The organism is Mariniflexile sp. TRM1-10, assembly GCF_003425985.1.
Lineage (GTDB): Bacteria > Bacteroidota > Bacteroidia > Flavobacteriales > Flavobacteriaceae > Mariniflexile.
The window spans coordinates 4122195-4136477 of record NZ_CP022985.1 but is presented as its reverse complement, the minus strand read 5'-3'; the positions used below and the strand labels follow the sequence as shown (position 1 = coordinate 4136477).

The following is a 14283-nucleotide window of genomic DNA, read 5'->3' as shown; positions in this document are numbered from 1 at the left end:
TTAAGTATTTGATTTTAAATTTTTTATTAATGCATTTAATTCATTTTGCTTTTCTTTCAGAGAATCTTCATATTTTTTAATTGATTCATTGAAAGAAGAGCTTTCTTTTAAAGTGTCTATATTTTCTAGTATTATTTTTCTCGTTTCAAAATCCTCTTTAGGAGTATTCTCAAGTAATTTGTTTAATTGGTCAAGATTATAAAGTGGTGGCAATTCAACAGTATTAAAAAGTTTATGTAAAATATCATTATAAGATAAGGACCAAGTGTCTGTTTGATTTGCTAGAAGGTTTATCTCATTATTATCACTAACTTCAAACTCTAGTATTTGTTCCTTATTTAGTCTTGAAATAATTAAAGGAGAATGAGTTGTGAAAATAAATTGAGTTTTAGTAAAATTCTTTCTTAAAATATTAATAAATTCTGATTGCCATTTTGGGTGTATTGAAGTGTCTATTTCATCTAGAATTAATATTGCATTTTGAGTAATAGCTTCATTTGTACCCAAAGCAGGAAAGGATGTAATCATTCTTTCCAAATAATAACCTACCCAACTCATAATAATTTTAAACCCTTGACTTACCATGCTTAATGGCACTCCTTTGGGTGAATCAAATGTAGAAACCCATACGTCGGGTGGCGAAGCACTTTTTACTTTAATATATTTTATGTCATGTTTGGTAATTTCAGATATGATTTCAAATACTTTATCAACGATGGCTCGCTTATTATTAATTTTTTCTTTTCCTTGTTGTAGACCTTCCACATCTAAATTAACAATCCAACTAATAAAAGAATTCAACCTATTATCTTCTTCATTAGAATAAATCAATGGAATTAAATCATTTACATGAGCTTGAGTGACCTTGTTCGTTTTCTGAATACTACTTTCAATTATTTCACTCCTTAATTGAGGAAAACCAACTATCAACGATTTCAAATTAAATCTCCCAGATAAAATTTCAGAATCAGTAGTGCCATTAACGTTAAAATCTCGACCATCATCTATAGGCTGAAATGTAATCTCATTTTTAAAGATCTCACCATCGATGGAGTACTCTAATTCAATCAATCCATTTTCATAAATAGTATTTCCATTTGAATCAATTCCAGAAATTCTTAAAAAAGGTTGAAGTTTTTTCTTGTCTAAACTAGGATGCTTACCACCTATAGCTCCTAACGCTAATGCTCTCAAAATTGTACTTTTCCCTGTTCCATTTTCTCCTACTAAGCAAGTGATATTTTCATCAAATCTTAAAATTTTATTTTTAAAATGTCCAATGTTAGTAAGAACTAACTTATTTAATCTAATTTTAGGAGAGTGTTGAGTTAGTGCTGAAAATATATTCCCTTTTAATTCATCATATGAACTAAAATCTAGTATTCTGCCCTTGTACTTTTTTTGAATATCTAGTCTATTTGATTCAATTAAATTACCAACTTCCAAATTGATAAAATTAATATTTGTTTCAATAACACTACTTTGAAGCAGTATATAATAATTCAATTTAAGTTTTTGACATTTTTCAAGTAATTGATGTACTAATTTTTTGTCAGAATGTGAATCGTAAGTGATTAGAAAAAATATAATACTAATTGATTTGCTAATTTGATCTATAGAATTAATATTTTTAAAATTCACATCAATTTCTTGAGAATATGAATCTATAACTTCTTTAAATTTAGATTCAATAATTTGCTTCTGAATGTTTTTGAAAATATAGGCATTTGTAAAGGATATGATAGGTTCATCAGCATCAATTTGATTTTCTAAGACATACTTGATTGTGTTCTCTGGTGTTTGGGGTGTATAATTTGGTGGAATAGGTAATTTTGTACCATGTATGCTTAAAAGGGCTAATTTTTTTAAATCTTTTATTGAATGTGGCAGAAATTCTATGGGATTATTGTCCAAATAAAGATGTGTTAAATTCGACAACTGTCCAATTTCTTTTGACAAAGAATTTATTGAATTATCTTGAAGATGTAATTGCGTAAGCATTTTTAAATTACTTATCTCACTCGGAATTTTAGTAATGAGATTCTTTCCTAGAATTAGTATGGCTAAATTTTTGATACCATATATTACATTAGGTATATCTAACAATTTATTGCTATGAAGACGCAGATCTTGAAAGGCTGGAAGCAGTAATATCTTATCTGATACTTTTGTAATATTATTACCATCAGCAATAATTCGAGTAAGTCCTTTAAGTTTTTCAATAGAATCTGGTATCTCCGTGCATTTGTTGTTCTGAATCCTAATATCAGTAATATTATTTGGGATTTCAGGCCATTGAACTAAATTCTTATTTGCTAGATTAATTTGTGCCATCTTATTGAATTTTAATTAAAGCCATTATGTCAGATTAAATATATAAATAATATGCTTTGCAATATACTAAATCTTTTATGCAGATAAAGAACATTTTACTATTAGACTATACAAATACAATTACCCCTAAGAATAATACAATTATAAAATGAACAGGATAGGACTTTAAATTGTAGATTTATGTTTCTTCTTGTTCTATGTTAAGAAATTGAACTAAACCATATAAACCTTTAAAACTACATCAGAGAGTATTTCATAGTCTCATTCGATTAAGAGTATTTAATATATTCCTTATAACTCCTTCAATTTTAAAATCTAGATTAGCAATAAACGGTTTGTATTTAACAGAATTTATTGAATGAAGGATTACTTACTTGTCATTATTTAAAGTATGTTTTAATTATTGCTACTTCTTGATTCACACATACTATAATATCTCCATTTATGCTGTCGATTTTCTTTGTGCAATAATGTAATCTCCTTGTTTAATTTCAGGTTCCATAGATGTAGGCGACCCACAAAACACCAACCAAAACAATAGGAGCGAAGCACCACCCTTTTTAAAAAACACAAATCAAAATAAGACCACTTCCCAATAATACTAAATAACAATTCTCATTTTGTATCCCCATGATCAACCCGCATCTTAAAGTCACTAATTTCATCTTTTAATCGCTTGTTTGCATTTTCAATTAATTCGTTTTGAATTTTCATAATGCGTAATAAGTCGTGGATAGCATTTAAATTTTCTAATTGCGTATATACGATTTTCTCAAGATCGGCTTTGGTGTATTTAGGATAAGGCATAAAATTTGGAATAAAGTTATTAACAATAAATAATTAAGTAAAGATTATGTTTATATAATTTAAACTTATACAAAGTTAATTCAAACTTATAAATAAAAACTCAAAAACACAAGTTTATATTAAAAAAAAATAATTTAAACTTATATTTTAATAAGTATGTGCTATATATTTAAGGTAGAATACATCAATAATTATGGCAGTAGAGAGAATAAATAGAATAAAAGAAGTTTTAGTCATTCAAGGAAAATCACAAGTTTGGCTTGCGGAAGCACTTGGAAAAAGTACGACTTCAGTAACGGCATTTTGCAATAATAAATCACAACCACATTTAAAAGATTTAAAAAAGATAGCAGAAATCTTAGATGTGGATATTAGAATGTTATTGGTTTCAACGAAAGAATAACATGGTTATATTTTACATTAAAATATAGCCGCTATATAGGCGCTCCCACAAAACTCCAGCCAAAAATAGGAGCGAAGCACCACCTCTTTTTAAGAAAATACAAACCAAATCACGGTTATTTTTTTACAAAATATTGGTTTGTTATTATAAATTCTCACTTTTTATTTCGATATTTGGTATAGGGACTCCTAGAAGTCTTTTAAAGTATTCAAACATCGAAACCAACAAACCATGAAAAAAATCATCCTTATTCTTGTTGCCAGTATGGTTCTGGCTTGCCAGGTCTCTTTGGCACAAAACTTTAGTGAATTAGCCAATTATGAATTTAAAACCCCGGAAAGCTATAAAACTGGCGAAAGTCAGGTACTCTTATGTGCCAATTATTTGTTTAGCCATCCCGCTAATGCCGCTGAATTAGACCGATTAAACGCCACAAAATACATTTTGAATTGGATGATGGGCACACCGGATTACACGTTCGCTATTGGAGCAAACGCAACAGAATTAACCAAAGGAAGTGATGAGTTATTTGGGCTTTATATGGCGGCTCTGTCTAAAGTGGTGCTAGAACACACTGGTGACGCATTGCCTGATGGCGACATCCATAACCATGCAGAAAAACTGCTGGTTGACTATTGCGCTGTTGCCGACAACCACATAAAACCTTCTAAGAGGATTAAAAAGATATTGAAGGAACGTGAGGGGTAGGTAATGGTTCAAGATTCAGGATTCAAGACTGCTAAAAAGAAAATAGAGAATAGAAAATAGAATATAGACTAATGTAGAATATGCGATTTTAAATAGAGCAAAAAGATATTAGTATATCAGCAAAATGCTTTGATAGGCTCGGCATGACGACGAGTTAATAATATGAGTGTTGTCTGTCTGAGCTTGTCGAAGACACTTATATGAGCCCATGTTATAGTGTTGGAGAAATGAAAAAAATAAACGCTTTATCATACACCATAATGGAAGCAGTACTAAACACTCTTTTTGGATACAAACTACCTATCGACCCATGAGTAAAAAGTCAAAATCCAACACATTTCATTTAGGTCTAACCATGGCTGGTGCTGTTTCTGCCGGCGCTTATACTGCCGGGTTTATGGACTATATACTAGAGGCACTATCTGCATGGGAAGATGCTAAAAAGCAAAATGAAACGAATCCGAAGAGCCCCATTCCCAATCACGATGTTATTATTGATGCCATAGGAGGTGCTTCGGCAGGAGGAATGGTGAGTATGATTACAACGTTGGCACTTTGTTCAGGGAAAATTAAACCCGTAAGAGCCGTTTCAAACACCAAAACCGGTAATATTCTTTATGACAGTTGGGTGTTTCTTGATGATGATGACAGCCTGTATGATGGTAGAGGAACAGGAAAAACGACCTTTGAAAAGATGCTTTCCAATGACGACCTCCATGATAACAAATCGGCACCGTCATTATTGAATTCAAAACCAATCGACAGGATTGCCGAACAGGTTTTTGAGTTGCTTCCCGAAGATGCTTCTGTTAATAATCTTCCCAATTACATATCCAAAGACCTTAGGGTGTTACTGACGGTTACAAGCTTGCGTCCTTTGGATTATAAAGTGAACTTCAGCAAAATAAAATCAAAGTTCCTGGATTCAACGCCTGGGCATCATATCAGCAATCACGATATTGTGGCGCATTTCAAATTAAAATATGATGAGATAGCAGATAAAAACAAGTTTTTACCATTTCGTCCATTTACCAAAAACCCGGTGAATGCCTCTGGTAAAGCATTAAAATCAAATCGCGATTTTTTAATCAAAGTCACAAAAGCGACTGGCGCTTTTCCTGTAGGACTCGCACCGCGTTACTTTGATGTGGGATTTCCTACGGCATACGTTCGTAATAGTTTAAAAGAACGGAAGGCTTTTAACGCTCAAATGGATATTGAATTGAAGTTGGGTACGGAAAGAAATTTTCAGTTTACGGCTGTAGATGGTGGTGTCATTAATAACGAACCTTTTGATGAAGTTTTAAGATGTCTGGTGGCAAATCATGGTACTGAAGATCCTGTCAATCCAAAATACGGCACGCTCTTAATCGATCCTTTTCCAAACTTCGAAAATGAGATCTTGTATGATACCCCTAACTACCAAAAAAACACGATCATGGATGTTATTGGTGGTTTAATCCCGACGATTCTTAACCAAGCTCGTAACAAGCATCATGACACCTATGGGATAGGATTATTTAAGCTTATGGCATTTCCTAGAAAATTAAAATTAGGGAAGCTTGAAGAGGTCGATCATCCACCTTTGGCTACCGGTGGGATTGGCGGTTTTGGTGGTTTTATAGATATAGAGTTCAGGAAGCATGATTTTTTTCTCGGACGTAAAAACGCAAAGAATTTTTTGAGAGGTATTCTATTCATGGAATATGATAAAGAGGATCCAAACAATCTATTTTATAATGTGAGTAAAGAGGCGGTTAAAAAGTTTAGAAAAATAGTTAAACAAGAGGACGGTACAAAAAAAATATTCATGCCCATTATCCCTGATGTGACTAAATTGGATCCTAATGATGATGCAAATCCTTCAAGTTACGAGGTTCCAGATTTTCCTAAATTAGATAAAAAAGCCTTCGGGAGATTAGAGAAACCAATAAGAAATCGCGTGAAAGCCATTTTAAAGGCTGAATTGAATGATAAATTATCAGGTTGGTTGTGGGGTTTAGTCAAAGGTCTTGTTATTAGTAAGCTTTCAAAAAAAATAACCAAGTGGGCCATGACAACTATTGAAAAAGATTTTGCAAAACGCGGGATGTGAGGACTATTGACTATTGTTTAATGATTATTGACTAATGGCTATTGGCGAGTGTAGATATTTTGTTTATTTTTTAGGAAAAATCACACTTTATTTTTATATTTACTAACAACTGATGTCAGGTTGAGCGCAGTCGAAACCTATTAAATATTGATTTTAACAACCTCCATTAATTAATAGTGGAGCTTATCGAACGCATGTTAATTTAATTCAAACTTCATGAAGAAAATAATTTTTAGCCTTTTTATTCTTGCAGTAACTTCCAGTTGTGTTTCAATACCACCAGAAATCACAAAGGTTCATTTAAAGGAATTAGAAATAATAGAATCACTTAAAGTTTCACATTTAGCTATGGTAGATGCGTATGTAGATCAGAAAATTTTAGTGTTTGAATCTTTCTTTTTTAATGAGTATGGTCTTGTGTATCGTACGAATTGGATGGCGTCTTTTAAAGAATTAAATGGTAGGGATTATAACCAGGAAAATGATTTCCCTAAGTTGTACAATGATTTAGTAGCGGAATACCAAGAGCAGATTTTGCCCATTGAAAAAATCAGATTTGATTTAAAAACATCAATCATCTTAGAATACAAAAATGCCATTGACTTACATAGAACCACGGGGAATTGGATTGATAGCCTCAAGAAATTAAATGATTCCCAACGTAAAACAATAGATACCATGCTAAGTTCAATAAAGCCTGGTTTGTCATTGGATGCCATTGATGATGCACTTGAGAATGCTAAGAGCAAATTGAAAAACAAATTAGAAAACTTTAATTGATATTCTTAGAGACTGTTTAAAGGCACATAAAAGCGCCAAAGGATAAAACTTAAACAGTCTCTTAACAAATATAACTTTTATAAAATGGCTAAAAAATCGAATGTAGGTAAACTTGCAAGTGACAAAACCAAAAAAGCGTTTGCAGATGAGATATCAAGTTTAACCATATTGACATCTGAAGAGGTACAAACTTTATTTCCTAAAAAAGCTGATAGAGTTGAACTCGAAGAATTATTAAAAATAATCAACCTTGATATTGATGATAAAGAAAAAAAGATAAAGCTTATTGAAAATATTGAGAAAGTGGGTGGCGCTATCATCAAGATAGGCAAAAAAATTCTATCAATAGTATAATCATTTTTAATAAAAAGGGTTTATCATAAAGTTAAGCGATGGCTAATTTAAAATGCTTCGACAAGCTCAGTATGACATCCAACACGCGAAAGCGTTATTTGGTCACCACCTTGATAATGGTTATGAAGATGAGCTTTAAATCGAAGAAGAAGTTTCTCTTCTTAATATATTCTTTGTTGAATTTTAACTTATCTGGAATGATGGTCTTTATAAAGAATTCTTCAGGATTTTCGGCAGCTTTTAAAAGTTCTACCTCGTTTCTGTACTTTAATGAGGCTAGTCCCGTTATGCCTGGACGCACCTCAAAAATTTTCATATCGTCTTCACTATAAAAATTTACATAATAGCGAAGTTCTGGCCGGGGCCCTACAAAGCTCATGTCTCCTTTTAGAATATTTATGAGCTGTGGGAATTCGTCAATTTTATAGCGGCGCAACACATAGCCTACTTTGGTGATTCTGGAATCGTGGTTTCCTAAAGTCAGCAATCCTTTGCTTTCCGATTGGATACGCATGGTTCTAAACTTATAAATATTAAAATCTCTATTGTTTTTTCCAACACGCCCTTGTATGAATAGAATAGGGCCTTTGGAATCTAATTTAATAAGTATGGAAATGAGTAATAAAAAAGGAGCCAGTATTATTAAACCAATAATAGCGCATATTACATCAAACAAACGTTTAGCTATCATTAATTGGCTATTCTAAGATTTGTTATAGTGGCAATGCTATCGCAGTTTTCAACGGTTAATATTAGTTCCTTTTCATTGTAATCGCCTTCCACCGTATAAACGCCACAGGGTTCTTGTCTAGCATTGCTTTCGGAAAAGTTAATGTTTCCTTTTCTTAGCACATAATTCACCGCAACGGAATCTAAATTATTGTTGTGCAATTGAGATTGCGTGTTATCTAAATATTCAATTTTTTTTAATCGAATATTTTTTAATACGCGTGCATCGGGTCCGTAGCTACACGATGTTTTTTTACCGTTTAAAAAGAATGCTAATATGATTAATCCTAGGGAAAAACCTCCCAGATAATAACCAATACGCTGAATTAATTTCATCTGTATACTTTACTTGTTTTTTAATGGTCAGATGGTGCATCCATAATCATGATCCGTGTGCTAAATGTATTTTTAGTATGGATGTTTCATCTGTGTATATTACTTGTTTTTTAATGGTCAGATGGTACATCCATAATCATGCCCTAGAGCTATGGATGTTTCATTTAAAATAATAGAAATGTTATAGAGGTGGCTTGTTTAAAAAATAATCAAATTAATATCGCTGTAATTTAAACCAAACCATGCACCAACAGATTTACTAGTTAAAATTCCGTGGTAAAAGTACAACCCATTTTTTAAACCTCTATCAAATCGAAGGGAATTTTCCAAACCACCATCTTCAGCAATTTTTAATAAGTAAGGCGTAAAAATATTACTGATTGATACTGAGGCTGTACGAGAATATCTGGCAGGAATATTTGGCACACAATAATGTACCACACCATGTTTTATGAAGGTGGGCTGTTTGTGGGTTGTGACCTCACTGGTTTCAAAACAGCCTCCGGTGTCAATACTCACATCGATGATAATAGCTCCTTTTTTCATGGATTGTACCATAGCCTCAGAAACGACAATAGGTGATCTGTTATTTCCTCTTACGGCACCGATAACCACATCACAGCGTTTTAAAGCTTTATTTAAATTTTTTGGTTGCATGGTGGAAGTGAAAAGCGGTCGTCCCAGATGGGTTTGGATCCGTCTTAATTTGGTAATGGAATTATCGAATATTTTTATATTGGCGCCCAAACCAATAGCGCTTCTTGATGCAAACTCACCGACGGTTCCTGCGCCTAAAATAACCACTTCTAATGGCGGTACACCGCTAATGTTCCCAAACATTAAGCCATTGCCTCCTTTGGTGTCTGATAATAATTCAGCGGCAATGAGTACCGATGCCGTACCTGCAATTTCACTTAAGGATTTTACTGCAGGATAGGTGCCATCTGAATCCCTAATAAATTCAAACGCCAATGCTGTAATCCGTTTGGAAGCTAGGGCTTCAAAGTAACTTTTTGTTTGGGTTTTAATCTGGAGTGCAGAAATTAAAATGGTCTGCGGATTGATAAGTTTTATTTGCTCTAGACTTGGTGGTTCTACTTTAAGTATCATGGGGCAAGCATAAACCTTTGCGGTGTCGTTGGTGATTTCGGCACCAGCCTCGCTATAGTCCTTATCGCTAAAGTTGGCCCCATCACCAGCACCAGATTCCAATAACACCCTATGCCCATTACTAACAATGGCATAAACGGCATCGGGGGTTAAACAAACACGTTTTTCCTGAAAAGCCGTTTCTTTAGGAATTCCTATAAATAATTCTCCCTTACGTTTAAATATTTCAAGGGTTTCTTCTTGTGGTAAGAGTTGTTGTTTCGTAAAAGGAGACAATTGTTTTGCCATGGTTATTTATTTTAAAAATAATCAAATTACAAATAAATTTTTTATTGCATTGACACAATCCAAAAATAATTATTTTAGACTTTATACGATACTTAATTTATGTATTTAATTACATTAGTGTGTTTAAACGAAAAAGCACTAACTATTGACTATTTATTATTGAATAATGACTATTGTTTATTTGTTTAATCGTTGAACCGTATAATTGGTTGTTGACCACTAACTAGTGACTATTTGTTATTGAATAATGACTATTCTATATTGTTTATTCGTTGAACCATTTCATTGTTTATTTGGTTCTTGACTAATGACTACTGGCTAATAACAAACCTTTTTGTCAAGCTTGTCGAAGCTATTTTTACAACGTACAACGGTCTATATTCTATTTTCTTTACTCTATTTTCTTTTTATATCGTTTATTCATCATTGAAAGGTCTTCGACTGCGCTCAGACTGACATTAATTATTCATTATTCATTATTAATCTTATTACGTTTTAATTTTTGTTGTGTACTTAACTAAAAAGCTTAAAAACCCATGTAGTTGATAGATAATTAGTATAAATTTATACTTTTGCAAACAGATACAAGTTTATGTTCAAAAATTTATTCACCTGTTTCCTATATCTATCGCCCTTATTAGTCTTTACACAAGATATTATTTTAACAGGTCGTGTTGTAGATCAAAGCAATTTACCTGTTCCGTTTGCAAATGTTGTTTTATATAGTGAAGATACTACTACTTTTATTGATGGCACAACAACCAATGAAGAGGGTGTTTTTCAATTTAAAAATTTAAAACCTAATCATTGCACTATAACAATAAGTTATTTAGGTTTTGAAGAAAGTAAAAGCACGTTCAATGTCGATAAAACCTTGGATTTGGGCGTCATCATTCTTAAGGAAAAAATCCAAACGTTGGATGGTGTTACGGTGGTTGCCAAAAGACCAACTGTTAAACGTATGGTAGATCGTTTGGTTTTTAACGTCGAAAACTCAACACTTTCCAACAATAACGTATTGGATGTTTTAAAACACACCCCAGGCGTATTGGTACATGATGGAGCCATTACTATAAAACATTCAACTCCAACAATTTATATAAATGACAGAAAAGTGCATTTATCAGCCAATGAAATCCAACAACTTTTAGAAGGCACATCGGCCAATAATATAAAGTCCATTGAAGTCATTACAAACCCACCTGCAAAATATGAGGCAGAAGGAGGTGCGGTACTGAATATAATAACCAGTAAAAATATTATAGCAGGCTATAACGGGAGTGTTTTTGGGAATTACAAACAGGGTAGTGAATATCCTAAATACGCCTTTGGCACCAGTCATTTTTTTAAAACAAAAAAACTAAATACTTATATAGGTTACAATAATAGCCCACGAAAGGATTATAGACATAACAGCGAGTTTATTAACTTTATAGAAAACAACCAAACAACGTCCAGCTGGGAAACCGATTTTAAAAGAACACGGGAAACATCCAATCACAATATAAATGCTACTATTGATTATGAACTTAATGATAACAATAGCTTAGGGTTTTCAACAACTATGTTACTAGCTCCAAGAGAACACACAAAGACATTTGTTAATTCTTTGACAGAAGTTTATAATGCAAACCATGTTTTAGACTCCACTTTTAACACTATAAACAGATTGGTTGATGAAACTATTAACATGGCATTTACGTTAGATTATGTTCATAAATTCAAAAAAGAAGGAGAAAAACTAGTAGTTGGTACGCATCACACCAATTATGATTTTTCGAGTTTTCAGGATGTGAAAACAGGATATTTTTTACCAAATGACCCTGTGGCGTTTAGAAACAATAATTTTCAAACATTTTCCAGCCAAAAAATAAAATTATATACAGGACAATTAGATTATGAACTGCCTATCAATAGCTCAGCTCAATTTGAAGCAGGCGCTAAAATTTCCAATATAAATTCTGAAAGCCTTTTAACCCAATATATTTTTGAAGATGGGGAAAAAGTAGTGGATTTGCAGAATTCCGATACGTTTTTGTATGAAGAAGTTAATTATGCGGCGTACAGCAGTTACTCAAAAGATTGGCAAAACTGGAGTTTAAAATCGGGCGTTCGTATTGAATACACAGATATTACAGGAAACTCTTTATCTACCAACACCATAAACCATAAAGATTATATAAAGCTTTTTCCATCGTTTTATCTACTGCATCGATTGAATGAACATAATGACGTTTATTTTAGTTACAACAAACGGATTTATCGCCCACGATATAGTAAATTAAACCCTTTTAAATATTTTTTAAATGATAAAACGTATATAACTGGAGACCCCAATTTGAAGCCTCAAGTAGACGATATTTTTACTTTAGGCTATACGTTTAACAAAGATTATACTTTTGAGCTTTATTACAGGTATGAAAACGATCCCACTTTGGAAATAATATTTCAAGATAATGATGAAAATGTTATTAAATACATCAATACAAATATAGACAACAGTATATCGTACGGACTAGATTTTACAACCTATACAAAATTAGCTAATCGTTGGAATTTATATGTATTGGCTTCCGTTTTTTATTATGAAAATCAGTTTTTTGCATTAGAAAGCGGTAACCAATTAACAAAAATAGACAAGTGGTCTTTGTATGGTAATGTAGTTAATTATTTCACTTTGTTAAAAGACAAGAGTTTCACTTTGGATGTCGCTTATTTGTACATATCGCCATTATTGGATGGTCCAATAAATGTAAGTAGCAGACATGGGCTTGATTTAAGCTTAAGAAAAACATTATGGAAAGATAAAGCCTCCATAAGTATTGGTTATACTGATGTGTTTAATACACAAAACTTTAATACAACAACTAAATATTTAAATCAAGATGCTTATTTAATTTCCAGATTAGAAAACCGATTATTTACTTTGGGTTTTAATTATAAATTTGGAAATTCCCATCTCAAAAACAACCAAAAACAAATTGATTTAGATGAGCGCGACCGATTAAATTCCAATAGCAATTAAAAATACTGTTTAATTTTTTCCCAAAAGTTTTTAGGTGATACTCTAAATTCTTCTTCTAACTCCTCAAGAGATTTATTAACATCGTTAATCTTGTTAAATATTCTAGCTCTAATCAAGTAAATAGACGGAATTATTATTGCCATAACAGGAACCATATAAATTAATTGAAATTCATCTATATAAGTTAAGTTTTCATTAAAAATACCAAATATTTGATACACATACATGGCTATCGGTACTAATAAGACGTGATACCACCAGTGTCTACATGTAAAGAACCATATCAATAATAAAAAAACAGGAATAGCTTTACTTGTAAGAACCCACATAGCAAGATTAGCAGAACCATAACCTTTACTATCGTAAGTAAATAAAAAAGTGCTCCATACTTGCTCGTTTGGAACACTTTCATATAAATAAAATAAATAGGGTGTAATTGCTATAAATGTAGCAATTACACTACCTATAATTAAAGATTTGACATACGAATTATTATCCCTTTGCTGGAATTTGGATTTCGTTTTTTTCAACTTTTGCTGTGTGTTGTCCATCTTGATTAAATGCATTTGCTGCACAAACAGTAAACAACATTCCTCCGAAAATCGCCATAGCGATTAAATACTTTTTAGTTTTCATTTTTTTAGGGATTTAATTAATTAATTACCCAAATGTAAATAAAGACTAATCTGAAGAATGTATTAAAATGTTAAAAAAATGTTAAAATCAGGTTTTTTTGAATTTTGCGTTGTGGGTTTCCCGTAATGACATAAAATTCAATATGTTCTGTCGTTTTTTAACTGGATTGTTTATGGCTTTTTGCTTGGTTTTTAGTTAATTCTTTATAGTTAATTTTCTACTATTTTTAGAGCATAACTCTAAATATATCATGTCAAAATCATTGTTTAAAATAGGTTTTACCACATCTGGCCATTCTATTAAAATCCAATGATTGGAATCTAAATAATCTTCAATACCAAAATTATAGGCTTCTTCTAAATTTTTAATCCGATACAAATCAAAATGAAAGATTTTATCATTTTTTAATTCATATTCATTAACAATAGAAAACGTTGGACTACTCACCTCATCATGACTCCCTAATTCTTTTACTAATTTCTTTATTAAAGTCGTTTTTCCAACACCCATATCACCATATAATAAGATGGTTTTGGTTTTTAACTTTTTTAATAGTTGTTTTACAACAGTATCTAAATCAATTAGTTGATAATCTATTTCCAACGTCACGTAATTTTGTCAGCAATATTACGAATAAAAACTATTAAAAACTAATAAAAAGCGTATTTTATCGGTGTT

Annotated in this window: 14 protein-coding genes; 6 read left to right on the top strand and 8 right to left on the bottom strand. The window is 31.9% G+C overall.

Annotation, left to right across the window (positions count from 1 at the left end; genetic code table 11):
* Both CJ739_RS17200 and CJ739_RS17195 read right to left on the bottom strand, forming a co-directional pair.
* Entirely contained in the window at positions 1-2334 is a 2334-nt protein-coding gene (locus CJ739_RS17200; protein WP_117177549.1) for an AAA family ATPase, read from the bottom strand.
* Positions 2335-2949: 615 nt separating this feature from the next.
* A complete protein-coding gene (locus CJ739_RS17195) occupies positions 2950-3141 on the bottom strand; it encodes a hypothetical protein (RefSeq protein ID WP_117177547.1) in 192 nt (63 codons plus the stop codon).
* 193 nt (positions 3142-3334) lie between these two features.
* On the opposite strand from CJ739_RS17195, the gene CJ739_RS17190 reads away from it, so the two are divergent.
* From CJ739_RS17190 to CJ739_RS17170, 5 genes are all read left to right on the top strand, one after another.
* Entirely contained in the window at positions 3335-3544 is a 210-nt protein-coding gene (locus CJ739_RS17190) for a helix-turn-helix transcriptional regulator (protein ID WP_117177545.1), read from the top strand.
* A 231-nt stretch (positions 3545-3775) separates the two neighbouring features.
* Positions 3776-4252 carry a hypothetical protein gene (locus CJ739_RS17185; protein ID WP_117177543.1) on the top strand — a complete coding sequence of 159 codons (477 nt, stop codon included), beginning with the start codon at positions 3776-3778 and terminating at the stop codon, positions 4250-4252.
* A 310-nt stretch (positions 4253-4562) separates the two neighbouring features.
* A complete protein-coding gene (locus CJ739_RS17180) occupies positions 4563-6347 on the top strand; it encodes a patatin-like phospholipase family protein (protein ID WP_117177542.1) in 1785 nt (594 codons plus the stop codon).
* 216 nt (positions 6348-6563) lie between these two features.
* Entirely contained in the window at positions 6564-7127 is a 564-nt protein-coding gene (locus CJ739_RS17175; protein ID WP_117177540.1) for a hypothetical protein, read from the top strand.
* 84 nt (positions 7128-7211) lie between these two features.
* On the top strand, positions 7212-7481 hold the full coding sequence (locus CJ739_RS17170) for a hypothetical protein (protein ID WP_117177538.1): 270 nt from the start codon (positions 7212-7214) through the stop codon (positions 7479-7481).
* A gap of 94 nt (positions 7482-7575) precedes the next feature.
* On the opposite strand, the gene CJ739_RS17165 is transcribed toward CJ739_RS17170, so the two are convergent.
* The 3 genes from CJ739_RS17165 to CJ739_RS17155 form a co-directional block, all read right to left on the bottom strand.
* Positions 7576-8172, bottom strand: coding sequence for a sugar transferase (locus tag CJ739_RS17165; protein ID WP_162880257.1), 597 nt, complete (start codon positions 8170-8172; stop codon positions 7576-7578).
* The gene (locus tag CJ739_RS17160; protein ID WP_117177536.1) at positions 8172-8546 is read right to left on the bottom strand and encodes a hypothetical protein; all 375 of its coding nucleotides are present in this window, start codon (positions 8544-8546) and stop codon (positions 8172-8174) included. Before CJ739_RS17160 ends, CJ739_RS17165 begins: the two co-directional genes overlap by 1 nt.
* A 198-nt stretch (positions 8547-8744) precedes the next feature.
* On the bottom strand, positions 8745-9944 hold the full coding sequence (locus CJ739_RS17155) for an alanine dehydrogenase (RefSeq protein ID WP_117177534.1): 1200 nt from the start codon (positions 9942-9944) through the stop codon (positions 8745-8747).
* A gap of 592 nt (positions 9945-10536) precedes the next feature.
* Here CJ739_RS17155 and CJ739_RS17150 point away from each other — a divergent pair.
* A complete protein-coding gene (locus CJ739_RS17150; protein ID WP_117177532.1) occupies positions 10537-12969 on the top strand; it encodes an outer membrane beta-barrel family protein in 2433 nt (810 codons plus the stop codon).
* Here CJ739_RS17150 and CJ739_RS17145 read toward each other — a convergent pair.
* The 3 genes from CJ739_RS17145 to tsaE all read right to left on the bottom strand — a co-directional run bounded on the left by CJ739_RS17145 (position 12966) and on the right by tsaE (position 14214).
* A complete protein-coding gene (locus CJ739_RS17145) occupies positions 12966-13499 on the bottom strand; it encodes a hypothetical protein (protein ID WP_117177530.1) in 534 nt (177 codons plus the stop codon). The genes CJ739_RS17150 and CJ739_RS17145 overlap by 4 nt on opposite strands.
* Positions 13462-13605, bottom strand: a complete 144-nt coding sequence (locus CJ739_RS20415; protein ID WP_162880256.1) for a hypothetical protein — start codon at positions 13603-13605, stop codon at positions 13462-13464. Before CJ739_RS20415 ends, CJ739_RS17145 begins: the two co-directional genes overlap by 38 nt.
* A 195-nt stretch (positions 13606-13800) precedes the next feature.
* Complete coding sequence (gene tsaE, locus CJ739_RS17140; RefSeq protein ID WP_442914936.1) at positions 13801-14214, bottom strand: tRNA (adenosine(37)-N6)-threonylcarbamoyltransferase complex ATPase subunit type 1 TsaE; 414 nt, start codon at positions 14212-14214, stop codon at positions 13801-13803.
* Between the last annotated feature and the right edge of the window lie 69 nt (positions 14215-14283).